This window comes from Microlunatus ginsengisoli, assembly GCF_039537205.1.
Classification (GTDB): domain Bacteria; phylum Actinomycetota; class Actinomycetes; order Propionibacteriales; family Propionibacteriaceae; genus Microlunatus; species Microlunatus ginsengisoli.
Genome location: NZ_BAABAB010000050.1, coordinates 193841 through 217261 on the forward strand (window position 1 = coordinate 193841; position 23421 = coordinate 217261).

Below are 23421 nucleotides of genomic sequence, written 5' to 3' on the forward strand. Positions count from 1 at the left end.
GGCAGAAACGCGTCAACACCGGTGGGCACATGATCCGCACCTAAGATGTGCCGGTGCCCAGCGAGCTCCTCGACGACGCGCCGGCGCGACCTGTCGACGACGAGGCGGCCGCGGAACGGGCGACTCGGCGGCTGAGCCTGCGCCCGCCCGAGCCCGTCGGCAGCACCATCGACCGCCTCCGGGTGTCGCCGCTGACGGACCGGCTGATCGGCTGGATCGTGACCCTGAGCATCACCGCGATCGCGTTCGCGATCCGCTTCGTGAACCTGGCGACCCCGAACAAGCTCGTCTTCGACGAGACCTACTACGCGAAGGACGCGTACTCGCTGCTCCGGTTCGGCTACGAGCGGCAGTGGCCCGACGACGCGAACGCCTCCATCGTCGCCGGCAACGTGGACGTGATGAAGGACGCCGCCTCGTTCATCGTCCATCCGCCGGTCGGCAAATGGCTGATCGCGGCCGGCGAGGCGATGTTCGGGATGAACTCGTTCGGTTGGCGGGTCGGCCCGCTCATCTTCGGCACGCTGCTGGTGCTGATCACGATCCGGCTGGTGCGCCGCGTCTCCCGCTCGACCCTGATCGGCGGCATCGCCGGCCTGCTGCTGACCTTCGACGGGCTCGCCTTCGTGATGTCGCGGACCGCGCTGCTGGACATCTTCCTGGCGTTCTTCGTCATCGCGGCGGTGGCCTGCCTCGCGGCCGACCGGGACTGGTTTCGCAACAAGCTGGCCGATCACCTGACCACGACCGGCGTGCCGGACCTGGCCGGACGCTTCGGCCCGGCGCTGATCGTCCGGCCCTGGCGGATCGCCGCGGGGCTGTGCTTCGGCCTCGCGCTGGGCACCAAGTGGAACGCGCTCTACATCCTGGCGGCGTTCGCGCTGCTGTCGCTGGCCTGGGACGTCGGCGCCCGCCGGCTGGCCGGGGCCGGCCGTCGTTCGATCACCGCCCTGCTGCGGGACGGGCTGCCGGCGTTCGTGTCGCTGATCGTGCTCTCCGCCGCGGTGTACGTCCTCACCTGGGTCGGCTGGTTCGCCACCAGCGGCGGCTACGACCGGCACTGGGGCGCCGATCACCCCGACGCGACCACGACCCGGGTCCTGGGCTCCGCATTCGCGTCGTTCCTGCACTACCAGCGCGACATCTGGAACTTCCATACGGGCAGCTTCATCATGAACGCCCAGCACACCTATCGCGCCAACCCGATCGGCTGGCTGGTGCTCGCCCGGCCACTCGGGATCGACGCCGTCAACGACATCCAGCCCGGCACCGGCGGCTGCGCCGGACCGGAGAAGTGCCTCAGCGTGATCAGCGCGATCGGCACCCCCGCGCTGTGGTGGGGAGCGGTGTTCGCCCTGGTCGCCGCGCTGATCCTGTGGGTCGGCGGGCGGGACTGGCGATTCGGCATCCCGGTCGTCGGCGTGCTCAGCGGCTGGCTGCCGTGGTTCCAGTACGAGGCTCGCCCGCTGTTCTTCTTCTACGCGATCGTGATCATCCCGTTCTCGGTGATGGCTGTCGCGCTCTGTCTCGGTCGGCTGCTCGGCCCGGACGAGCCGACCGACCGGCGGATGATCGGCGGCATCCTGGCCGGGGCCTACGTCGCCCTGGTCGGGGCGAACTTCGCCTATCTCTATCCGATCCTGACCGATCAGGTGCTGCCCCACTCGAAGTGGCTCGCCCGGATGTGGCTGCGTTCCTGGATCTAGCCGCGTGTCTGCGAGCGGCGTAGGAAAGCAGAGGGCGCGTCCCGATCGAATCGGGACGCGCCCCCAGCGCTTCTGCGGGTTGGTTCAGCCGAGGCTCACCGCTTGGCCACCGCGCTACTGACCGACGGGCTCTGGTCCAGCCGGACCTTCATCGAGGTCCCGTTCTGCTCCAGCACCCGCAGCCGCACCCCGGCGTTGGCCACCTTCACGCTCGACGTCGGGATCTTCGCGTTCCAGTAGGACTTGGTGTCGTCGAATGTCGGCACCGCCGCCTGGCCACGGATGTAGCTCGGATCCCCGTTCACGTGCAGGGTGAACGAGTCGGCCTTCTGCAACCCGAACGGCGCGTCGTACATCTGGACCCGGTTGCGCCAGACCGCACCGTCCAACCGATAGATCGGGTTCGGATGAGCGTCGATGGGCAGGATCAGACCCTGGCCGGGATGCTCACCCTGGTTGTTGTCGCTTTGGGAGGTGTCCCAGTAGGAGATGAGCAGGCCGTCCTGATACGGGAAGTGCTCGACCCAGTCCGGCCTCGTCGTCGCCCAACCGAAGTTGTACGGCCCGGTCTTCAAGTAGCGGTCGTAGGAGGTGTACGTCCGGTTGGACGCGATGTAGTAGTGGTTGTACTGCAGCGTCCGGGTGGCGCCGACGGCCGCGAAGCCGGCCAGTGTCCAGCCGTTGGCCCCGTCCTCGGCGCCGTCGCTGAACACCGTCGTGCCGCCCGCGGTGATCGCGAGATCGTCGATGAAGATCCCGTTCGGCAGGTTCGGGTCGTTTCCGGCCGCACCGCCGTCGGTCACGTAACGGATCCGCAGGCCGATCGTCTTGCCCGCGTACGCCGACAGGTCGAAGGATGCCTTCACCCAGTTCGCGGCCACCCCGTCGATGCCGTTGTGCACGTTCGGGTCCGGGTTGGTGATCGAGCCGGGCAAGGACACCCAGCCGGATCCGTCGTCGACCTCGACGTAGGCGTAGTCGAAGCCCTCCTCGATGTCGTACCGCGTCTGGAAGGTCAATGACGCAGACCCCGCCGGCAGGGTGACGCTCCGGCTCATCGAGTTGTTCAGGTCATCGCCGGTTCCACTCCACCAGGTATGCGTGCCCGCATAGGGCGGCACCAGCTGCGAGGTCACCGACTTCTTCGGCAGCGCGACGACCAGGGCCTGCGCGTTCTTCGAGTTGTACTCGTGCGGACCGAGCTTGTACGTCCTGGAGTCGTCGGCAACGCCGATCTCGTAGTCGAGCCAGCCCAGCTGCAGCTTCTCCCACGCGCCGAAGTCCGCCGGCCGGGTACCGATGCCCTGGTCGGACTTGGCGGAGGCCCGGCTCTGCGACATCAGGCTCCACCACGCGGTCGACGCGTCCGAGAGCCCGCTGGTGTCGTAGAGATCGGGGAGACCGAGATCGTGCCCGTACTCGTGCGCGAACACCGAGAGCCCGCCATTCTCGGGCTGGATGGTGTAGTCGCCGACCCAGATGCCGGTGTTGCCGATCTGGGTGCCGCCGAGCTTGTTCGTGGCCGGGCCGGTGATCCCGGCCTGGTTCACATACGCGTACCAGCGATGCGACCAGATCGCGTCCTCGCCCTGGTAGGGATCGCCGTCGGCCTGGTCCCCACCGGCGTGCACGATCTGGAAGTGGTCGATGTAGCCGTCGGGCTCGTTGAAGTTGCCGTCGCCGTCGTAGTCGTAGCGGTCCCACTGGTCGAAGGACTTGAGATCGGCGGTGATCTCGGCGTCGGTCCGGCCCTTCGCCTTCTGGTCGGCGACCCACTGGTTCAGCGCGTCGCGCACCAGATCCCAGGTGTTGGAGCAGACGTTGCTCGAGCAGGGGTAGCCGTCGCTGCGTCCGTACCGGGCCTCGTTGTACTTCACCTTGACCCAGTCGGTGACCTCGCCGTCGACGCTGTAGCGCCCGGAGGACTGCTTCTCGTAGTAGGTCTTCAGCGACTGGACGCCCTTGCCCTCACCGAAGTAGAGCTGGCGGTAGTGGTCCGCGTTGTAGTCGGCCTGCCAGATCGTCGAGTTGTCCTGGGTCCGGTCCGGTTCGGGGATCGAGTTGTGCAACGGCCCGTCGAAGACGGTCGGGCCCGGCGTGTCCGGGTCGGTGTCCTGGTCGGGATAGTTCGGATCTCGCTGGTTGCCGAACTCGGCCAGCACGACGAAGATCCGGTCGGTCTTCTCCCGGCTGAGCTCGACGTACTGATCGCGCTTGCGCTGCGCAACGTGCTTGCCCGCCTTGACCTTCGCCTTGTCCGCCTTGCTCAGCGGGGCGTTGGTCTTTCCCACCTTGACGACGGTCGATCCGTTCTTCTCGACCGCGTCCCGGCGGCCGGCGAGGACGTCGGAGACGGCGGTCTGGCGGAGCTCCCGGCGCTTGTCCTCGAGCGGGTTGGGCAGGTCGTCCACGACGGCGGTCGCCGGTTTGGCGGCCGGCCCGTGGCCGTCGTCCGGACTGGCGAGCGCCGGAGAGCCGACGGCGACCAGGAATCCGGCCGTCAGACTCACCCCCAAGGCGCCGATCAGTGCTTTTCGCAACTCGAACCCCTTTTGGTTGGTTTCGAACGGGGGCCGGATCGGCCCACACTCTCGGCACCCTAAGCGGCTCGCTATGAGCCGGGCAAGAGATTCCCCAACATCAACTCATATAGGTGGACTATCTACCTGCACCGCCCAAGATCACCCGTTGAGGTTGATGTGGGCAGTGGTACGGCCGTGTCAGGGTGTGACGATCGGGGACGAACGCGCTGGGCGTCATCCGGAAAGGCTGGTCACACCATGGGCGACGACATCTCGACAGCGGATCTGCAGGCGCGCGTCGCCGCGCTGGAGGCTGAGAACCGGGTCCTGCGGGACCGGGTCGCCGCTCCGCCGGACACGACCGCCGTCGCCGCCTCCACGTACACCGCCCGCAAGACCGGACGCTGGCGACCGTTCGTCGCCGTGATCCTGATCGTGCTCGGCTGCGTCCTCGCCCCGCTCGCCATCGTCTCCGGCTGGGCGCGCGCGACCCTGACCGACACCGACAACTTCGTCGCGACGTACGCACCGCTGGCCAAGGACCCGGCCGTCCAGGCCTACGTCGTCGCCCAGACCATGGACGTCGTCAACAAGAACATCGACGTCGACTCCCTCACCGGCGAGGTGATCGACGGCATCAAGTCCCTCGGCGTCCGGCCCCGGGTCGGGGAGGCGCTTGACCTGCTGAAGGCGCCGGCCGCCCAGGGGATCGAGTCCATAATGCAGCGCGGCGTGGAGACGTTCGTCGCCTCCGACGCCTTCGCGACCGCCTGGCAGGAGGCCTTGCGAGTCAGCCACGCCCAGCTGACCGCCACCTTGAGCAACGACCCGAATGCCCTGCTCAAGGCGCAGACCGACGGCACCATCGGGATCGAGATCGGGCCGATCATCGCGCAGATCAAGCAGTCCCTGATCGATCGCGGCATCACGGTGGCCTCGCGGATCCCTGACGTCAACCGGACCATCCCGATCGCGCAGGCGGAGAACCTGCCGACGGCCCAGGTGGCGTACCGGGCCGTCGTGGCGGGCGGCACCTGGCTTCCGTGGGTCGCGCTCATCCTGCTCACCGCCGGCGTCCTGGTCGCCAAGCGGCGGGCCCGGACCCTGATCTGGGCCGCCGTCGGCCTCGCGCTGGGGATGATCGTCCTGCTGACCGGTTTCGTCACCGGACGCGCCGTGCTGCTGACCACGCTGCCACCGAGCGTGGTGCCGTCCAACGTCACGACGCTGCTCTACGACACCGTGGTGACCCCGATGAAGGACACCGCGACGGTCACGCTGGTGCTCGCCGTGGTGGTGGCGATCGTCGGCTGGATGTTCGGCCCGTTCGCGGCGCCTCGGCGGCTCCGCGGCCTGTATCTCGACGGCGTGGCGAGCCTGCGCGGTTCCGCCGAGTCGCGCGGCGTCACGACGGGCAAGGTCGGCGACTGGCTGTACGCCCAGCGCAAGGTCGTGCAGACCGTCGTCGGGCTGGGTGCCGCCGCGGCCCTGCTGCTGCTCCGCCCGCTCAGCATCGGCGAGATCATCGCCACGCTGGTCGTTGCGCTGATCGTGCTGATCGTCCTCAGCCTGGTGGAGCGCCCACCCACGGCTACGTCGGCCGATCAGGTCGACCCGGTCGATCGGGGCGGCCCGGCGGGCGACCACCCGACCGGCGGTGACCCGACCGTGCCCCTCCCGGCCGGCATATCTGGTCAGTGAACCGGGCCGTGGATGGCCGACCCTGATTCTCTCCCCTCAGCGCCGCCTGCCCCCTCGGATTCGCCGAGGTGGCCGGCACTGGAGGGACGAAATCAGGGATCCCCGCGCCGGACCCGTGGCTTAGCCGGTTAGTGCGCCCGGACTACGGTCAGAACGACCGCCGCGTCCTCGATCGCGGCCAGCGAGTGCCGCCCCGCGGGAATCGTGACGAGGTCACCGGCGCCGCCCTCCCACGTCTCGGTGGCGGTCGAGAGCTTCACCTGGCCCCGCAGGACCTGCAGGGTGGCCTCGCCCGGACTCTCGTGGTCGCGCAACTCACAACCGGCCAGCAGGGCGAGGACCGCCTGCCTCAGGTCGCACCCCTGACCGCCGTGAACAGTGTGCGCCGCGCGCCTCGCCGGGGCATCCCGGGCAACGGCCAGCTGTTCGTCGGCGAGAGTGGACAGCGATACCGACTGCATCGTGGTCTCCTTCGGATCCTCGGTCGATCAGCACGTACGCCGGATGGACGTGCGATCGCTGCCCAGAGTCTCCACCGGGGCGTCCGTGACCGGACCGCGGGGTCAGCCGCGAGTCCAGCAGACCCGGTCCCGCCGACCGCGAGCGCCACGACCTACCGCACGGTGTCCGGGTGCGCGCTCCGGATCGAGTGCCTCGAGCCTTCGTCCGGTCGGGGCGAGACTTCATACAGTTTGACATCGTGACAATGGACCGGGAGGCAGAGATGGCGGTTCCCGCCGAGAGCGAGCCGAGGTTGTTGATCAACACCGGCCGAGCGGCCGAAGCCGCCCGCGACGACGCGGCCGGTGCGATCTGGAAGCTCGAAACGGCCGAACGCCACCTGGACGCGAACGTGATCGCGTTGCCGGCCGGCACGATCATCCAGAAGCACTGGGGGCCCGACCTGGACGTGATGATGCACGTGATCGCCGGCTCCGGCCGGCTGACGACCGAATCCGGCTACGTCGACCTCAACCCCGGTGACTTGATCTGGCTCCCCCGCCGCTCGCAGCGTCAGATCACCGCCGGTCGCGCGGGGCTGCGCTACCTGACCGTCCACCCGCGCCGCCAATCACTCGTCCTCGAACCCCCGGGCCCCCGCGGGTCGTGACCGCGTCGCCCTCCCCTCAGATCTCGGATCCCCTGTGAGTCGTCGGATCCGGTCCACCGGATCCGACGGCCCCCAAGGGATCCGAACTCCGGCTAGGATCCGAAGTCCGGCTAGCCGCCGGTACGCAGGATTCCCCGGCTTCAGCGCTCCTAGCGCTCAGGTGCCCCCCTCGGCACTCCCGATCCCCCGGATTTCGGATTTGGAGCAGTTCGGATCCCCTGTCCGGAATCCGACGACCCATAGAGGATCCGAGGATCCATGAGGTCATCGGGTACGCCTCACAGCGGGCTGAGCCTGGCCCGCAACAGGCAGAACTCGTTGCCCTCGGGGTCGGCAAGGACGTGCCACTGCTCCTCGCCGGTCTGACCGATGTCGGCCGGACGCGCTCCGAGGGACAGCAGCCGCTCGAGCTCGGCGTCCTGATCGCGATCGGTGGCGTTCACGTCGAGGTGCAGCCGTGACTTGCCCGGCTCCGGCTCCTCGCGACGGCTGAGGATGATGGTCGGCTGCGGGCCACCGAACCCTTCTCGCGGCCCGATCTCGATCGAACCGTCCGCCTCCCGATCGAGCACGACGAAGTCCAGCACCGCGCACCAGAACCCGGCCAACAGCTCCGGATCCCGGCAGCCGAGCACCAGCTCACTGATCCGACATGCCATCGCGACACCTGCTCTCGATGAAAACCTTCGCCGCACGCCCGGGTCGGCGGTTCGGCGCGAAGAACCGTACCTCACCGTTGGACCGCGCATTGGCACCGAGGGCGTGGGTACTGGCCTCAGCATGGGTACTCGAAGGTGGCGTCGTGTTCCACTGGGGTGACGCGTACGGCCAAGGTTGGCTTCAGCTCGCCGAGCTCGGCCTTGCCCTCCTGCTGTCGGCGGCGATCGGAACGGAGCGCCAGCTTCGCCGTAAACCGGCCGGGATCCGGACGCATACGGTGGTGGGCCTGGGTGCCGCCCTGTTCCTCCTGGTGAGCAAGTACGGGTTCGACGACGTGCTGGAACCCGGACGTGTGGTGGTCGACCCGTCCCGAGTGGCAGCGCAGATCGTGTCCGGGCTCGGTTTTCTGGGCGCCGGCCTGATCTTCGTACGCCGAGATGCGGTTCGCGGGCTGACGACCGCGGCCACGATCTGGTTGGTCGCAGCCATCGCGACGGCGGCCGCGGCCGGCATGCCCCTGGTGGCCATCGCCTGCACGGCGGCGTACTTCGTCGTTCTCTATGTCATCACGCCGGCCGGTCGATATCTCGCCCGCGGAAGGCATGACGACGTCGACTTGATCTGTAGTTACGTCGACGGCCGTGGGATCTTGAGAGACGTGGTGGCCGTGTGCACCACTCAGGGCTGGTCCCTGACTCACCTCGACACCATCCGCGTCGACCCCCGGATCCCGATCGCCGAACCCGAGAACGGCGCGGAGGACCGCCGCATCGTGCAGGTCGAACTCGGGCTGTCCGGACGGGGCGCTACTGCGGGCCTGGTGATCGCCCTCAGCGAGTTGAGCGGTGTCGTCGGTATCCGTGAGGCGGACCGCGACGACTGAGCCCGCATCGCGTTGCCGCTGTCGAGCGAGATCGACGTGGTCCACGCGCGAATCCGCCCTGGGGTCCGCCAGGGGGGCAGATACGCCAGCCGAGCCGGAAGCACACCGGCAGGATTCGCCGGGATCGTGTTCATTTGCCCTGGTGAGGGCTCGCTTTCGGTGGGTGGAGCTAAGGGGATTCGAACCCCTGACCTTCTCGTTGCGAACGAGACGCGCTACCAACTGCGCCATAGCCCCGTGTGCTCGTCGCCGCGGGTGGCGGCGGGAACAGCAGGGAGAGACTTTACCACCTGATCGGCGGCCCGCTGACCAGTCGGCGAGCCGGTCCGAGACGAGCCGTGGTCAGGCGGAGGCGATGTCCCGGGAGCCGCCCTCGTCTCCCCGCTCGGCCTGTGCGGCGGGAGTCTCCGCGGTCTCGGGGGCGTCGGCGGTCACCGGGTGCGCGGGCGCGTGGGCGACCTGCGGTCCCGACAGATCGATGGTCCGCACCGTGCGAGGCGCCAGCGGCTTGGAGACGTACGTCGGCATCGTGATCGGCACCGGGTCCCACAGTGCGACCGCGTGGGGTTTCGGTTCCGAGGCGGCCTCAGCCGGTTCCGCGGACGCGATCCGGTCGTCGGACTCGACCTTCTTCCGGCCGAGGAACACCGTCTTCTCGTGGCCACCGCCGACGATCGACCGATAGCGCTGGTCCAGCCGCTTCCGCATCAGGTGAACGCTGACCCGGGAGACCGCGAAGAACGCGACCAGCAGCCCGCCGGGAATCGCCGCCGACCACCAGGGCAGCCAGCCGACCGCGCAGAGGCCGATCACCAGACTGATCACTGCAAGTAGCCCGAGCAGCACCCGGCGGCGGCGGTTCGCCGCCAGCCGGTCGAGCCGGCGGAGGTCGGCGATGGCTGCCCGCCGGGTCAGCGGGGTGGACACCTCGTACTCCGCGATCGGTTCGAGATCTTGATCAAGCAGAGGGGCGGTGCCGTGCCGCACGATGTGGACGTTCGCGGAGAACCGGTCGGCCGGGTCGGCCTCCTCGGTCTCCGGCTCGTCGCCGCGCCGCCGGACGAAATGGGGAACCAGATATGCCAGCCAGGCGATCGCAATCGCCGCAAAGATCACACCGGTCGTACCCACACCCCAGACCGTAGGGCGCCGCGGCGCGCGCGCCGACGATCTTGGTCGGTGTGTCGCCGGTCTCAGTGAACTTTGAGCCGCCGGCGGTTCATCCGGGCGGTCAGCGGCCGGCCTGCAGCCGCAGACCCGCGAGCGTCAGGTCCAACGCCGCGCGGAACTGATCGGCGTCGTCGTGGCCGTCGAACTCGTCGATGATCTCGTGCACGAACGGGAACTCCACCGGGTCGAGCTCTCGCCATGTCTGGGCCCACCGATGGAGGTACTCGTCGCGGTCGACCGCGCCGTCCCGCACCTCCGGCGGCGGTTCCTGAGCCAGGTCCATGGCGCTGCCGATGACCACGCCCACGATCGCGGAGACGGCATGAAACCGCTGCCGTGGCGTGAGGTCCAGGCGACGGGTCTGCTCGCCGATGCGCTCGTAGAGCCGCAACGCGTTCGTCTGGAGATCGGTGTTGCGCATGAAGTAGGTGCCCAGCCACGGCCGCTGCACGATCGCGTCGAACAGCGTTGTGGCCATCGCCCGGAGATCCTCGATCGGGTCCTGACTTGCCGGCTGCCGCTCGATATCGGTCAGCACCGCCCCCACGACGTGGTCGGTGGCGAGATCGAGCAGTTCGTCCTTGCTGGACACGTACCAGTAGATGCTGGCGACACCACCACCGAGACGGTTCGCGAGCGCCCGGAACGTCAGTGCAGGCGCGCCCGCCTCGTCGAGCAGGGCGACCGACTCGGTCAGCACGGCCTCCATCGAGTGCGAGGCGCGCTGACGTTCCCTCACGCGCCGGGACCGGGGGGTTGCCATGCCTCACATCCAATCGCACTTGCACAAGATCGAACAGTGTTCTATCCTATCGAACGTTGATCGATAACCAAACGACGTTCGATAGGAGGTCGCCATGACTGTCACCACAACCCACAGCACCGCACGCACCTACTCCTCGCTGCGCGCCGCCTGGATCCCGCTGGCCGCGCTCTGCATGGCCTTCTTCGTCGAGATGGTCGACAACACGCTGCTGTCGATCGCGCTCCCGACCATCGGCCGAGATCTCGGCGGCTCGACTGCCTCGCTGCAGTGGGTCGTCGGCGCGTACTCGCTGACCTTCGGCGGCCTGCTGCTCACCGCCGGCTCCTTGGCGGACCGGTTCGGTCGGCGCCGGGTCCTGCTGGGCGGGCTCGCCGTGTTCGGCTCGCTCAGCCTGTGCGTCGTGCTCGTCACCACGACCGGCGAACTGATCGCGCTGCGTGCCGCCCTGGGCATCGCCGCCGCCGCGATGGCGCCCATCACCAACTCGTTGGTCTTCCGGCTCTTCGACGACGACAAGCTGAAGATGCGCGCCATGACCGTGATGATCGTGGTCGGCATGGCCGGTTTCGTCCTCGGCCCGCTGCTCGGCGGAACCGCACTGGCCCACGTCCGGTGGGAGTGGCTGCTGGTCGTGAACGCGCCGATCGCGCTGATCGCGTGCCTCGGCGTCCGGTTCGGGGTGCCGGCCGACCGGCCGGAAGACCTGACCGACGACCGGCCCGACCTTCCCGGCGCCGTGCTGAGCGTCAGCGCCATCGGCCTCGCCTGCTACTCGCTGACCAGCGGCGTCCAGCACGGTTGGCTGTCGGCGATCACCGTCGCGTCGATCATCGGCGCCGTCGTCTCCGGAGCCGTGTTCGTCTGGCACGAGCGCCGCAGCGCGGCACCCATGCTCGATCTCCGGCTGTTCTCCACCGGTACGGTCCGCGGCGCAGCCATCGCCCAGATCGGAACGTCCATCGCCATGGCCAGCGTCATGTTCGGCCTGATCCTCCACTTCCAGTACGCGTACGGCTGGAGCCCGGTCCGCGCCGGCCTCGCCAACCTGCCGATGATCGTCACGATGATCGTCGCCGCACCCCTGTCCGAAGGGCTCGCACACCGGTTCGGACACCGCATCGCCTGCCTGATCGGTGCCGTCTTCCTGGCCGGCTCCCTGGCCGGTATGGCCTGGGCGGTGCATCACGGATACCTCGCGATCGCGATCTGCATGGTCGGGATGACCATCGGACTGCGGACGGTCATGACGATCTGCGCCGTCGCCCTCGTCGCCGCGATGCCCAGCAACCGCACGTCGATCGGTACCGCCCTCAACGACACCGCCCAAGAGGTCGGCACCAGCGTAGGTACCGCCGTGATCGGCACCATGATCGCCGCACTCGTCACCGCAACGCTGCCATCGGGCACCTGGAGCAGCGATCTGGTCCAGTCGTTCTTCCGCGGCGAACAGATCAGCTACGCCCTGCTCGCCGTCGTCGTCGGGCTCATCGTGACAGCCGGCGCGTTCACGCTCACCGACTCACACGCGACGGACGAACCCGCCTGAAGCAACTCGGCCGAGCACCGGTCCCCGGCTAGTCGCCGACGGCGGCAACCGCAGCGAGGATGGCGTCGATCGTGACCTGGGGGTGGGACAGCATCGACACGTGCGACCCGTCCACCTCGGAGATGGTGGCGCCCGCCCGCTCCGCCATGCGGCGTTGGGTCGACGCCGGGATCACCTTGTCCGCAAGGCCGACAACCGCCCAGCTCGGGATGGTCTTCCACGCGGTGGCGGTGGTCGGCGCCGTATTCGCCGACAGCGTGATCGGGCGCTGACCGGCCAGGATGAGTCCGCGGTCGGCCTCCGACAGGTCCTGCGCGAACGAATCGAAGACCGTCGAGCGCTTGAGAAAGGCCTCGGCGTCGCCCTCCGGTCCGGCCGGGTAGCCGGCGATGTCGAAGACGGCCGTGGGGTCGGGTACGTCGAAGGCCGATCCCGACCCGCCGAGGATCTGGAAGACCGTCTCGCCCTCATCGGGCACGAAGGCGTCCACATAGACGAGAGCGCGAACGTCACCGCCGGCCGCGCCCGCGTTCGTGATCACCACACCGCCGTACGAGTGACCGACGAGCACGACCGGACCGTTGGTGCGCTGCGCCAGGAACGATGCGACGTACGCCGCATCGGTTTCGACGCCGCGCAAGAGATTCGTCGGTGCCAGCACGTCGAATCCCTGACTCTGCAGCTCGGTGATCACGGGATTCCAGCTCGAGGCATCTGCCCAGGCCCCGTGGACGAGGACGATCGTGGGTCGGCTCATGGTGACGTCCTTTGTTCAGAACTGTGAGTGGAACGGAACGTGCTTCACCGCAAGCGGTGAGCGGTGCGATCACGGCCCCCACCGGGATGGGGCCCGGAGTCACGCAAGAGCTGGTCGGCGTTTCGCACGAGGCTATACCCCGACCCGACGCCGCGTACGTCCGGGCAACCTCCGACGGCCGACCGCACCGGTCCGAGGTGGGCGGGTCGACCGGTCTCGACGAGCACCGTGCCAGTCTGGGCGGATGGAGCTGATCTTCCTGCACGGCACCGCAGCCGCGGGCAAGTTGACCACCGCCCGTGCTCTCGAGGACCTCCTCGGCTACCCGGTCTTCCACAACCACCTCGTCGTCGACGCGCTGACCGCGGTCTTTCCCTTCGGCAGCGAGCCGTTCGTGCGGCTGCGGGAGGAGTTCTGGTTGCAGGTGTTCACCGACGCCGCGCGCAGCGCCCGCTCCCTGACCTTCACCTTCGCGCCGGAGGCCACCGTGCAGCACGGCTTCCCAGCCCGAGCACGAGCCCGGGTCGAGTCTTCCGGCGGCCGGATCTGCTTCGTGCGCTTGGTTGTCAGCGAGAGCGAGCAGGAGCGCCGCATCGGAAATCAGGACCGGAAGCAGTTCCACAAGCTCACCGATCTGAGCACGCTTCGACGGCTCCGCACCGACCGCAACGGCGTCGAGCAGCCGCCCGTCGAGCTGGAGATCGACACTGACACCACCACAGCGGAGGAATCGGCGGCTCTGATCGCAGACCACTTCCGATTGACCGCGCAGGAGCGGATGCAGCGCTACCCGGAGCCGTGATCAAGCCGCAGGCTCGAGATTCCCGTTCGCGAACGCTGCGCGCAGGCGATGGCACCCGATCCCTCCATCCCGGTCAGCCGCCGTTCCGCTTCGGGATCTCCATGCTTGCCCTGGCCCAGGTGGGCCGACAGCCGGAGCGGAGCTGGAGATCAGACGCTGCGGGTGATGGGAGGCAGTTGGTACGTGCCGTCGATCGCTGGTTGTCGGGGCTGGTACAGGCGGAAGATCGGCCTGAACCGCCCGGACGGGGTGGGGAGCCAGTTGGCGGCGGCGTCGTCCTCGACCGGTCGGTCGCTCTGCAGATACAGCGTGATCGAGCCGTCGTCGGCGGTGACGAGTCCGGGCGTGCGGTCACCGATGGAGTAGCGGTCGATGGGGTTGTCGACCAGGTAGAAGTCGGGGACGCCGTACATCGTCAACGACCAGAACGCATCGACCGGTGGTGGCGCAGGCAACCGCAGGGTGTACTGGTGAGCTCCGTCGAGTGGGGCGCCGTCGGCGTCGACGAAGGAGAGGAAGTAGGCGGCTTCGTAGCCGTGGTTGCCCCACAAGCCCGCGCGGGCGGCGACCGCGCGGGCAGCAACCGCGCGGGTGTCGTCATCGATCCGCCACGCGGGGGTGTCCAGGGTGCCGAGACCCAGGGCGTAGCGGTTGTAGTCGAAGATGTGCATCGCCGTCGTCCAGCCGGTGGGCGAGGTCGGCTGCCCGCTCATCAGGTCTTCGATGGTCTTGCGGCCGGCGTCCTCGGCCTGGACCAGGAGCTGGGCGAGCTCCGGGGCGGGGTCGACGTAGGGCGACTCGACGGAAGTCAGACCCAGCTGCGCCAGCCGATCGAGCCGGCCGGCCTCCTGCGGTGGTGGTGGGCAGGCGGCCAGATCCACCCGGAACGCCTCCCAGAAAGCCAGCTCGGCCGGAACTCGCGGATCCGGCTCGGGCAGGCCCGCGGCGGTTCGGGCCGAGTCCGGAGTCAGGGGATGCAAGGTGAAACCGGCTGCGAGGTTGCGCGCAGCGTCGAGGTCGTCGGGTCCGTCGACCTGCAGCCGCCCGACGATGACGAGCAGGTTCGTCGGTGCCTGGATCACCTCCAGGTCGGCCCCGGCATCGACGTCGCCGTCCTCGGGTCCGACGAGCAGGAACCGGCGTTCCTCGGTGCCGGTGGCCCGGCGTCCTACGTAGGCGAAGTTGTTGGTCCAGGCATCGACGAACTGCAGCACGTAGTAGCGGCCCGCGGTGTCGGGAACGTGCAGCACCAACGGCCCACCGGTGAGGTCGCACGGCGCCATCAGATACACCGTGTCGTTGTTCGGACTGACGAAGTGGGTGCTCGGACCAAGCAGGTCGTGCGCATAGCCGAACGTGTTCAGCGGCGTCACCCCCGGCATCGCCGATGCGGTCCCGGCCGGCAGCCGGGCCAGCTCGCGCAGGCAGTACTCCAACGGATAGCCGTACAGGAACGCTGCAACGGCCTCACTGACAGCGTCCGGTCCTGCAGTCGACATCGGGCCTTCCTGGTAAGAGGAACTTCTCCCCCACCGGTGCTGGCGACGCTACACGAGCGGGAAGGAGCCGCTGACGACACGGCGGAGTCGCGTCGAGTGAGCAGTTCTTGGTCACCCGGAGGACTGATAGCGCCTTGGCCGGGACACCCCGCGCACCGGACTCGAGATCAGGGCGAACGCGTGCGTCCGGCCGGAGTGGATACGCGCCGCGCCTGTACGTCCCCGGCGGTCGCACGGTCAGCCGAGCTCCCAGCGCCGCAGCAGACCCTCCGGCACCTCCTCGCTGTTCAGTGCGAAGACGAGATGATCACGCCAGTCGCCGTCGATGTGCAGGTAGCGCGGCCGCATCCCCTCCGGCCGGAACCGCAACTTCTCCACCACCCGGAGACTCTTGGTGTTCTCCGGCCGGATCGCGACCTCGATCCGGTGCAGCCGCATCACCTGGAAGCAGTAGTCGGTCGCGAGCGCGACCGCGGTCGGCATCACGCCGCGCCCGGCCCAGCGTTGATCCAGCCAGTAGCCGATCTGCCCCCAGGAGGCCGAGCCGCCGACGATGCCGCTCACGGTGAGCTGCCCGGCCAGCACCCGTCGGCCGTCGCCGGAGTCGTAGTGCACCAGCCACGGAAGCACGCGTCCCTCGCGGGCCTGCCGGGCGAACATCCGGACCAGCCCGCTGTACGTCGCCGGGCCGGACTGCGATCCCGGCGGCAGGGTCGCTTCCCAGGGCTGCAACCAGGCGTGGTTGCGGCGCCGGACCTCTTCCCACGCGGCCCGGTCACGTTGCCGCATCGGCGCCAGGGTGACCGGCCCGTGGGAGATGGTCACCGGCCAGCGGTGCGAACCGAGTCGGGTCAGCTCCGAGCCCGAGCGGGACTGACCGAGCCCCGGGCCCACCTCAGTGATCCCCACCCCGCAGCTGGTCGATCGCGTGGACGAGCACCGGCCGGAGCACGGCCATCCCGTCTCGAGCGCCGCCGCTGGAACCCGGGAGATTGACCACGAGGGTACGTCCGGCCGTGCCCGCCAGCCCCCTGCTCAGCATGGCGGTCGGCACTCCATGCTGCACACCGTAGCGGGATATCTCGGCGGCGAGATGGGGCAGGCTCCGCTCGATCACGGCGGCGGTCTGCTCCGGGGTGTGGTCGTTGGGATTGAGCCCGGTGCCGCCGCTGGTGATCACCACCGCCGCTCCGTCCTGGATCGCCGTACGGAGCGCGGCGCCGACGGCAACGCCGTCCGGCACCACCCGCGGCCCCCAGACCTCGAAGCCGAGCTCGGCCAGTACGTCCGCGATGATCGGGCCGGACCGGTCCTCGTACACGCCGGCCGAGGCCCGCGTCGATACCGTGATCACGACCGCGGTCGGGGCGGCCGCCGGCGGATCCCCCTCCGACGCTGTCACCGGTCGCGCCGCCAGTCGCCGCTGCGCCCGCCGGTCTTGCTCAGCACACGGACGTCGGTGATCACGGCCGCCTTGTCGACCGCCTTGATCATGTCCACCAGGCTGAGCGCGGCCACGCTGACCGCGGTGAGCGCCTCCATCTCCACCCCGGTTCGGTCGGTGGTCTTCACCGTCGCGGTGATCTCCACTCCCTGGTCGAGCACCTCGGCCACCAGGTCGACGCCGCTGATCGCGAGCGGATGGCACAGCGGGATCAGTTCCGGCGTCCGTTTCGCGCCCTGGATCCCGGCGATCCGCGCGACCGCCAGGGCATCGCCCTTCGGCACCGTCCCGTCGCGGAGCGCCGCGACGCATTCCGCGCTGAGCCGGACGAACCCGGCGGCGGACGCGGTCCGGGCCGTGACGGCCTTGGCCGAGACGTCGACCATCCGGGCCTCGCCGGCCGGGCTGAGGTGCGGGAAGTGGGGACCCTCGGCGTTCATCGGTCGTCACCCGTCGGTGGTGAGGTCATCTCAGTGGTGGTCGGCCAGCATCCAGACCGAGACCTCGTCGCCCACGCCAACGAGGTCGGTGTCTTCGGGCAGGACCACGAGCGCGTTCGCCCGGGCCAGATCGCCGAGCAGGTGCGAGCCGTGACCGCCGACCAGCGACACCTGCCGGTGGCCGTCCTCGCCCACGCTGACGTGGCCGCGGGCGAACTGGCGCTTGCCGACGATCGACGGCATCGCGTGCGCGGCCCGGCAGTGCAGCTCCGTCCGGACGTACGGCGTCGAACCCATCATCTTGCGCAACACCGGCCGGACGAACACCTCGAAGGAGACGAACGCGCTGACCGGGTTGCCGGGCATCATGATGATCGGCACCTCGTCCTCGCCGATCAGGCCGAAGCCCTGGGGTTTGCCGGGCTGCATGGCCACCGCGGCAAAGTCGGTCCGGCCGAGCTCGGGCATCACCTGCTTGATCACGTCGTAGTCGCCCTGGCTGACCCCGCCGGTGGTGAGGATCAGGTCGGCACGGATCAGCTGGTCGGTGATGACCTCCTTCACCGCGTCCGGATCGTCGCCCACCCGGCCGACGCGATACACCTGGGCGCCCGCCGCCCGGCAGGCGGCGGCCAGCAGGAACGAGTTCGAGTCGTAGATCTGATGCTCGGACTCGCGGAGATAGCCGGGCTCGGCCAGCTCCGACCCGGTCGAGATCACCACCACCCGGGGCCGGGGACGGACCATCACCGCGTCGATCCCCATCGCGGCGAGCAGCGAGATGTCACGGGGCCCCAGCTGGTCGCCGGCCCGATAGATCACGCTGCCGGCGGCCACGTCCTCACCGACCCGGCGGATGTGCTGGCCGTATTCGGACGCGGCGACGATGGTCACGTCGACGTCGCCGCGATCGGTGTTCTCGTACGGGACGATGGCATCGGCGCCCTCGGGCACGGGGGCCCCGGTCATGATCTTCATCGCGGTGCCGGGCGCCAGCGGGTGCGGTGCCGCCTGCCCCGCCGCGATCTCGCCGACCACCGGCAGCACCACCGGCTCGCCGGCGCTCGCGCGCTCGACGTCGGCGGCCAGCACGGCGTAGCCGTCCATCGCCGAGTTGTCGAAACCGGGCAGGTTGAGGCCGGCGACCACGTCCTCGCAGATGCTGAGATCGATCACGTCGAGCAGCTGCTGCCGAAACGGCGGCAACTCGGCGACCATGCTGAGCAGGTAGTCACGGTGGTCGTCGACCGACCGCATCCCGTTCGCGCCGGCGACGGGCGCGCCGGGCAGCGGGACGGCCTCGGGCGCGGGCGCCTCGGGCTCGGTGGTCTTGCGTCGACCGAACAGCGGCATGCGCCCACCCTACGATGCACGCCGCTCGACCGGCGGGCACGCGCCCCGAGTCATCCGGGATGTCCCCGGGGCGCGCGCGGTGGGCTCAGTCGACGGGCCACTCGGTCAGCCAGACCGTCGTCTCACCCGGCAGCATGCCGTCGACCAGCGGGGCGCTGCTCAGCCGGACGACGCCATCGGCCAGGGCCACCGGCTCGGTGCCGAAGTTGCTGACGCAGTGCCAGCCGCCCGGGCGGACGAAGTGCAGGACATCGTCGCGCCCGGTCTCCACCCAGCTCAGCTCCTCCACGGTCTGCAGCTGGCGGCGCAGCCGCAGCGCCTCGCTGTAGGTCTCCAACGTCGACTCGGCGCGACCCCGCTGGGCCGCGACGGCCGTGCCCGAGAAGCCGGCCGGCTGCGGGAGGTGGGCCGGACCCGAGCCGAAGCCGAACGAGTGGCCCGCGCTGTCCCACGGCAGCGGGACCCGGCAGCCGTCGCGGCCCTTCTTGGTGTTCTCCGTCCGGAGCCAGATCGGGTCCTGCAGGGCCTCCCGGGGGATGTCGGCGACCTCGTGCAGCCCGAGCTCCTCACCCTGGTAGAGGTACGACGACCCGGGCAGGGCGAGCATCAGCAGGGTCGCGGCACGGGCCCGGCGCAGGCCCTGCGCCACGTCCACGGCCGGCTGCATGCCGTCGGTCATCAGCCACTCGTCGTAGTCGGTGCCGGCCGGCAGACCATAGCGGGTGGCGTGCCGGACCACGTCGTGGTTGGACAGCACCCAGGTCGAGGAGCTGCCGGTCTTCTCGGCCTCGTTCAGGCAGAACGTGATCACGTCGTGGAAGGCCGTCGCATCGTAGTCGGCCTTGAGCAGGTCGAAGTTGAATGCCTGGCCGAGCCCGGTCGGCCGGGCGTACAGCGCACGGCGCTCGCTCGGGGCGTACGCCTCGGCGACAGCGGTCCGCGGCGGGTCGTAGGAGTTGAAGACCTCGCGCCACTCGGCGTAGATCTCGTGCACCTCGTTGCGGTCGTAGAGCGGATCGGTGCCGTCCAGCGGCACGCCCTCGTCCTCCAGCGTCGGCTTGCTGCGCAGCGGCCAGGACAGATCCTTGGCCAGTGCGTGCGCGACGTCGACCCGGTAGCCGTCGACGCCCCGGTCGGCCCAGAACCGCAGCGTGGTCTTGAAGTCCTCACGCACCTCCGGGTTGTCCCAGTTCAGGTCCGGCTGCTCCGGCGCGAACAGGTGGCAGTACCACTGGCCACCCACTCCGTCGACCGATGGCAGGCGGGTCCAGGCCGGGCCGCCGAAGTGGCTGATCCAGTCGCTCGGGGGCTGCTCTCCGTTCTCGCCCAGACCGTCACGGAAGATATAGCGGTTGCGGGCCGCCGAGCCCGGCGCCGAGGCCAGCGCCTCGGCGAACCACGGGTGCAGGTCGGAGGTGTGGTTCGGCACGATGTCGACCACGACCTTGATCCCGACCGCGTGCGCGGCGGCCACCATCGCGTCGAAGTCGTCCAGGGTGCCCAGCTCGGGGGCGACGTTGCGGTAGTCGGCGACGTCGTACCCGCCGTCGGCCAGCGCCGACGGATAGAACGGGCTCAGCCAGATCGCATCGACGCCGAGGCCGGCCAGATAGCCGATCCGCGACGTCACGCCGGCGATGTCGCCGATTCCGTCGGCATTGCTGTCGGCGAAGCTGCGCGGGTAGACCTGGTAGACCACGGCCTGACGCCACCAGTCGGCGTCGAGTCGGAGGTCCGGGGACAGCAGTGCGGAGTCGGTCATGAGGGAGTCCTCGGGAGCTTGGGTGGCGGTGACGCTGATCCAGAGCGGAATGACAGCGCTTGCATTAAGCGTACGATCGGCACTCGCGTCGGTCAACGCGAAACGGGCGGCCGGAATGTCAGGTCGATCACACCGCTAGACTGACTGCGCTTGCAGCTTGGATCGAGGGGATCACCGATGAGCTCCGCGCGCTCCCGGATGGAGGACGTCGCCGCCCGCGCCGGCGTCTCGGTGGCCACCGTCTCCCGGGCCCTGCGGGACTCGCCGCTGGTCTCGGATGCGACGAAGCAGAAGGTGCTCGCTGCCGCCGAGGAGCTCGACTTCGCCGTCTTCCGCGCCGCCTCCGCCCTGGCCAGCGGGCGGGTCGGCCGGATCGCCGTGCTGATCAGCGGGCCGGTCCGGGCCTGGTTCAACGGTGCCGTGCTGGACGGGCTGTACGACGGGCTGCGCGCGGCCGAGCACGAGCTGTCGGTCTATCGGGTGACCAGCCTGGCCGACCGGGAGGCGTTCTTCGGCACCCTCCCGGTCCGGCGCAACGCGGACGCGCTGGTGGTCACGTCGTTCGCTCTGACCACCGACGAGCGCGACCGGCTGAGCTCGATCGGGATGCCGCTGGTGTATGTCAATCAGCAGGTCGAGGGATTGCCGAGCGTGTCCATCGACGACGCGGCCGCCACCCGGCTCGGCATTCGCTATCTGGTCAATCTCGGTCACCGCTGGCCCGCCTTCGCCCAGGTCGACGCCAGGATCGGGTTCACCTACAGCGCCCTGGGCCGGCTGGACGGCTATCGCGCGGAGCTGGCCGGGCTCGGTGCCACGGCGTCGGACGTACGCGTGTTGCGGGCGCGCGGCGCGGACGACGGGGAGTCGGTGGTCGCCCAGCTGCTCGGGCTCGCCGACCGGCCGAGCGCGGTGATGGCGGAGTCCGACGAGCTCGCGTTGAGCATCATGGCGGCGTGGACCCGGCTCGGGCTGCGAATTCCGGACGACCTCTGCGTGCTCGGCTTCGACGACCAGACCCTGGCGGAGACGTTCGGGCTCAGCACCGTGGCCCAACCGGTGACCGAGCTGGGCCGGCGGGCCGCGGCGATGGCGCTGCAGCTGGCGGCCGGTGAGGAGCCGGCGCAGCGGGAGGTCTTGCTGCCGGTTCGGCTCGTGCTCCGCCGGACGACGGCCGCCCTGCGTCGGTGAGCCGGCGCGGACGGCAGCACCTACGATGACCGCCGTGCCCGACGATCCGGACGACCCGGCGCTGATCGCCGCGAAGCGAGCCCTGCGCGCCGAGCTCCGCCGGCGGCGGGACGCCCGGCCGGCCGAGCGACGCGGCGCCGACGATCGGGCTCGCGCCGATGTGCTGCTGACCAGGCTGGAGCTCGCCGGACCGGCCTGCATCGCCGGCTACCTGTCCGCCGGATCCGAACCGGGCACGCTCGCGATCGTGCACCGGCTGGCCGGCCGGGGCTTCGAGGTGCTGCTGCCGGCCTCCCGCGACGGCGCCTGGGCCGAACCGGCCTGGGCGCGCTATTCCGGTCCGGACGAGCTGCAGCTCGGTCCGCGGGCGATCAGCGAGCCGCGCGGCGACCGGCTCCCGGCGGAGGCGGTCGCTCGGGCCCAGGTCGTGCTGTGCCCCGGGCTGGCCGGGACCGCCCGCGGCGAGCGGCTGGGCCGCGGCGGCGGGTGGTACGACCGGGTGCTCCCGCTCGTCACCGGCACCAGGGTCCTCCTGCTGAACGACGACGAGGTGCTCGAGGCGCTGCCGGTCGGCCCGCTGGACGCTCGGGTCGACGCCATCGTGACCCCGACGGCTTTCCGGGAGTGCCGGGCCTGATCAGCGAACCCGGAAGCCGGCCTCCGCCGCCGGCTGCTCGTCGACCACCTCGAGCTTGGTGACATAGGCCTGGGCCGGACCGTTGCGCGCCCAGGCGATCATCTCCTCGACCGCGTCCGGCTCGCCCTCGAACACCGCCTCGACCCGACCGTCGTCCCGGTTGAGCACCCAACCGCGGACGCCCAGCCGCTGCGCCTCGCGCTTGCAGCCGTCCCGGAAGAAGACGCCCTGGACGCGACCGCTGATCACCACCCGCCGACGGATCATGGGCCAAGTCTGGCGCAGCCCGGTCAAAGCCAGCGGCGCACCCGGGAGCGGTAGTCCTCGTACGGCCGCCCGAGCTCGGCCCGCAGATAGGCCTCCTCGGGCAGGATCGCTCCCCAGAGCAGGCCGGCCCAGGCGAGCGGCAGCAGGACCAGCGCGCCCCACGAACCCGCCAGCAGCGCGAGCCCGGCGTAGAGCGCAAGCAGTCCGACGTACAACGGGTTGCGGGAGAACCGATACGGTCCCGACTCCAGCAGCGCGCTGGTCGACTGGCCGGGCAGCAGCCCGGTCCGATGGCGCGCGAACAGCAGCAGGCACCAGCCGTTCCAGACCGCGAAGACGGCGACCAGCACCCAGCCCACGACGCCGGCCCACCGGCCGACGTCGAGCGAGACCCCGACCAGCCGCTCCAGCCCGTAGCCCACCAGCCACGGCACGGCGACAGCGATCGGCGGCCAGATCCGGAATCTCGGCGACGGCGGTGCGTCCGGCATGGCCTAGGCCGGTGCGTCGGAGAGGACCGACGGCGCGAGCGTCGCCTCCGGCCCCGGTGTGCCCCCCAGTGCCTCGACCAGCAGTTCCCGGGCTCGACCCAGGTGCTCGCGGAGCAGGGTTGCGGCGTCGTCACCGCGTCCCGCGCAGATCAGGTCGAGCAGCCGCTGGTGCTCGGCGACGATGATCGCCGGGCTCAACCGCTGGCTGCCCTGCAGCTGAGCCATGCAGAGTTTCACCTCCGATGTCAGCGAGTGATACATCCTGCTGGTCCGCGGGCTGCCCAGCGAGTCGATCAACGACGTATGGAAGCGCATGTCCGGGTCGACCACGTCGTAGACCTCCGCCTGCCAGAGCCGGCCGATCTCCTCGTTCGCCTCCCGCGAGGCGGCCGGCACGGAGCGATCCCGGGCGAGCCGGCGCAACACCTCCGCCTCGAGATATTCCCGCGACCGATAGATGTCTCTGACGTCGTCGGGGCCGAGCTGAACGACCCGGGCGGTCTTGTGGTTGCTGCGGACCAGCACCTGCTCGGTGACCAGCTTCTCGATCGAGGCCTTCGCGGTCGCCCGCGCCACCTCGTATCTGCTGGCCACCTCCGCCTCGGTCAGCGCCTCCCCCGGTCCCAGCTCGCCCGAGAGCACGCGACGCCGCAGATCGTCCGCGATCGCGTCCACCACCGAGAGCACCGTCACTCGTGCGACCACAACAGTCC

At 69.8% G+C, this 23421-nt stretch carries 23 protein-coding genes and 1 tRNA gene; 8 read left to right on the forward strand and 16 right to left on the reverse strand.

Translation table 11 applies throughout. The features are described from left to right. Positions 1–131: 131 nt before the first annotated feature. Positions 132–1706 (forward strand): dolichyl-phosphate-mannose--protein mannosyltransferase, encoded by a 1575-nt coding sequence (locus ABD747_RS24265; RefSeq protein ID WP_425562581.1) that lies wholly within the window; start codon positions 132–134, stop codon positions 1704–1706. Between the two features lie 95 nt (positions 1707–1801). On the opposite strand, the gene ABD747_RS24270 is transcribed toward ABD747_RS24265, so the two are convergent. Then, positions 1802–4246: an immune inhibitor A domain-containing protein gene (locus ABD747_RS24270; RefSeq protein ID WP_344809559.1), complete on the reverse strand. Its 2445-nt coding sequence runs from the start codon at positions 4244–4246 to the stop codon at positions 1802–1804. A gap of 240 nt (positions 4247–4486) precedes the next feature. On the opposite strand from ABD747_RS24270, the gene ABD747_RS24275 reads away from it, so the two are divergent. Beyond that, on the forward strand, positions 4487–5929 hold the full coding sequence (locus ABD747_RS24275) for a hypothetical protein (RefSeq protein ID WP_344809561.1): 1443 nt from the start codon (positions 4487–4489) through the stop codon (positions 5927–5929). A gap of 128 nt (positions 5930–6057) precedes the next feature. Here the strand turns inward: ABD747_RS24275 and ABD747_RS24280 are convergent, their stop codons facing one another. After that, complete coding sequence (locus tag ABD747_RS24280; RefSeq protein WP_344809563.1) at positions 6058–6390, reverse strand: cupin domain-containing protein; 333 nt, start codon at positions 6388–6390, stop codon at positions 6058–6060. A gap of 239 nt (positions 6391–6629) precedes the next feature. Here ABD747_RS24280 and ABD747_RS24285 point away from each other — a divergent pair, with 239 nt between their 5' ends. Continuing rightward, complete coding sequence (locus tag ABD747_RS24285; RefSeq protein WP_344809565.1) at positions 6630–7040, forward strand: cupin domain-containing protein; 411 nt, start codon at positions 6630–6632, stop codon at positions 7038–7040. Between the two features lie 278 nt (positions 7041–7318). Here ABD747_RS24285 and ABD747_RS24290 read toward each other — a convergent pair whose 3' ends face one another. Continuing rightward, positions 7319–7699, reverse strand: coding sequence for a VOC family protein (locus ABD747_RS24290; RefSeq protein WP_425562579.1), 381 nt, complete (start codon positions 7697–7699; stop codon positions 7319–7321). A 143-nt stretch (positions 7700–7842) separates the two neighbouring features. On the opposite strand from ABD747_RS24290, the gene ABD747_RS24295 reads away from it, so the two are divergent. Then, complete coding sequence (locus tag ABD747_RS24295; RefSeq protein ID WP_344809567.1) at positions 7843–8583, forward strand: MgtC/SapB family protein; 741 nt, start codon at positions 7843–7845, stop codon at positions 8581–8583. Positions 8584–8747: 164 nt separating this feature from the next. Here ABD747_RS24295 and ABD747_RS24300 read toward each other — a convergent pair. From ABD747_RS24300 to ABD747_RS24310, 3 genes are all read right to left on the reverse strand, one after another. Beyond that, a tRNA-Ala gene (locus ABD747_RS24300) sits at positions 8748–8820 on the reverse strand. A 105-nt stretch (positions 8821–8925) separates the two neighbouring features. Beyond that, the gene (gene sepX, locus ABD747_RS24305; RefSeq protein ID WP_344809569.1) at positions 8926–9714 is read right to left on the reverse strand and encodes a divisome protein SepX/GlpR; all 789 of its coding nucleotides are present in this window, start codon (positions 9712–9714) and stop codon (positions 8926–8928) included. Between the two features lie 100 nt (positions 9715–9814). Beyond that, the gene (locus ABD747_RS24310; protein WP_344809571.1) at positions 9815–10516 is read right to left on the reverse strand and encodes a TetR/AcrR family transcriptional regulator; all 702 of its coding nucleotides are present in this window, start codon (positions 10514–10516) and stop codon (positions 9815–9817) included. 94 nt (positions 10517–10610) lie between these two features. Between ABD747_RS24310 and ABD747_RS24315 the strand changes: the two genes are divergently transcribed. Then, positions 10611–12065 carry an MFS transporter gene (locus ABD747_RS24315; protein ID WP_344809573.1) on the forward strand — a complete coding sequence of 485 codons (1455 nt, stop codon included), beginning with the start codon at positions 10611–10613 and terminating at the stop codon, positions 12063–12065. A 28-nt stretch (positions 12066–12093) separates the two neighbouring features. Here the strand turns inward: ABD747_RS24315 and ABD747_RS24320 are convergent, their stop codons facing one another. Next, positions 12094–12822: an alpha/beta fold hydrolase gene (locus tag ABD747_RS24320; protein ID WP_344809575.1), complete on the reverse strand. Its 729-nt coding sequence runs from the start codon at positions 12820–12822 to the stop codon at positions 12094–12096. Between the two features lie 244 nt (positions 12823–13066). Here ABD747_RS24320 and ABD747_RS24325 point away from each other — a divergent pair, with 244 nt between their 5' ends. Beyond that, on the forward strand, positions 13067–13624 hold the full coding sequence (locus ABD747_RS24325; RefSeq protein WP_344809577.1) for a P-loop NTPase family protein: 558 nt from the start codon (positions 13067–13069) through the stop codon (positions 13622–13624). 149 nt (positions 13625–13773) lie between these two features. Here ABD747_RS24325 and ABD747_RS24330 read toward each other — a convergent pair whose 3' ends face one another. The 6 genes from ABD747_RS24330 to ABD747_RS24355 all read right to left on the reverse strand — a co-directional run bounded on the left by ABD747_RS24330 (position 13774) and on the right by ABD747_RS24355 (position 20122). Continuing rightward, positions 13774–15123: a DUF1254 domain-containing protein gene (locus tag ABD747_RS24330; RefSeq protein ID WP_344809579.1), complete on the reverse strand. Its 1350-nt coding sequence runs from the start codon at positions 15121–15123 to the stop codon at positions 13774–13776. 237 nt (positions 15124–15360) lie between these two features. After that, entirely contained in the window at positions 15361–15912 is a 552-nt protein-coding gene (locus tag ABD747_RS24335) for a GNAT family N-acetyltransferase (protein ID WP_344809699.1), read from the reverse strand. 106 nt (positions 15913–16018) lie between these two features. Beyond that, positions 16019–16525 (reverse strand): MogA/MoaB family molybdenum cofactor biosynthesis protein, encoded by a 507-nt coding sequence (locus ABD747_RS24340; RefSeq protein WP_344809581.1) that lies wholly within the window; start codon positions 16523–16525, stop codon positions 16019–16021. Next, positions 16522–17007, reverse strand: a complete 486-nt coding sequence (moaC, locus tag ABD747_RS24345; protein ID WP_344809583.1) for a cyclic pyranopterin monophosphate synthase MoaC — start codon at positions 17005–17007, stop codon at positions 16522–16524. The genes ABD747_RS24340 and moaC overlap by 4 nt, the downstream gene beginning before the upstream one ends. Before the next feature lie 30 nt (positions 17008–17037). Then, positions 17038–18360 (reverse strand): molybdotransferase-like divisome protein Glp, encoded by a 1323-nt coding sequence (gene glp, locus ABD747_RS24350; RefSeq protein WP_344809585.1) that lies wholly within the window; start codon positions 18358–18360, stop codon positions 17038–17040. An 85-nt stretch (positions 18361–18445) separates the two neighbouring features. Beyond that, the gene (locus ABD747_RS24355) at positions 18446–20122 is read right to left on the reverse strand and encodes a glycoside hydrolase family 13 protein (RefSeq protein WP_344809587.1); all 1677 of its coding nucleotides are present in this window, start codon (positions 20120–20122) and stop codon (positions 18446–18448) included. A gap of 177 nt (positions 20123–20299) precedes the next feature. Here ABD747_RS24355 and ABD747_RS24360 point away from each other — a divergent pair, with 177 nt between their 5' ends. Both ABD747_RS24360 and ABD747_RS24365 read left to right on the forward strand, forming a co-directional pair. Next, on the forward strand, positions 20300–21313 hold the full coding sequence (locus ABD747_RS24360) for a LacI family DNA-binding transcriptional regulator (RefSeq protein WP_344809589.1): 1014 nt from the start codon (positions 20300–20302) through the stop codon (positions 21311–21313). A gap of 34 nt (positions 21314–21347) precedes the next feature. Next, positions 21348–21950: a 5-formyltetrahydrofolate cyclo-ligase gene (locus tag ABD747_RS24365; protein ID WP_344809591.1), complete on the forward strand. Its 603-nt coding sequence runs from the start codon at positions 21348–21350 to the stop codon at positions 21948–21950. On the opposite strand, the gene ABD747_RS24370 is transcribed toward ABD747_RS24365, so the two are convergent. Genes ABD747_RS24370 through ABD747_RS24380 form a run of 3 tightly spaced genes read right to left on the reverse strand, consistent with a single transcriptional unit; the run spans position 21951 to position 23413 of the window. After that, a complete protein-coding gene (locus ABD747_RS24370; RefSeq protein ID WP_344809593.1) occupies positions 21951–22217 on the reverse strand; it encodes an acylphosphatase in 267 nt (88 codons plus the stop codon). A gap of 23 nt (positions 22218–22240) precedes the next feature. Continuing rightward, positions 22241–22708, reverse strand: coding sequence for a methyltransferase family protein (locus ABD747_RS24375; protein WP_344809595.1), 468 nt, complete (start codon positions 22706–22708; stop codon positions 22241–22243). Positions 22709–22711: 3 nt separating this feature from the next. Then, the gene (locus ABD747_RS24380; RefSeq protein ID WP_344809596.1) at positions 22712–23413 is read right to left on the reverse strand and encodes a GntR family transcriptional regulator; all 702 of its coding nucleotides are present in this window, start codon (positions 23411–23413) and stop codon (positions 22712–22714) included. Positions 23414–23421: the final 8 nt, after the last annotated feature.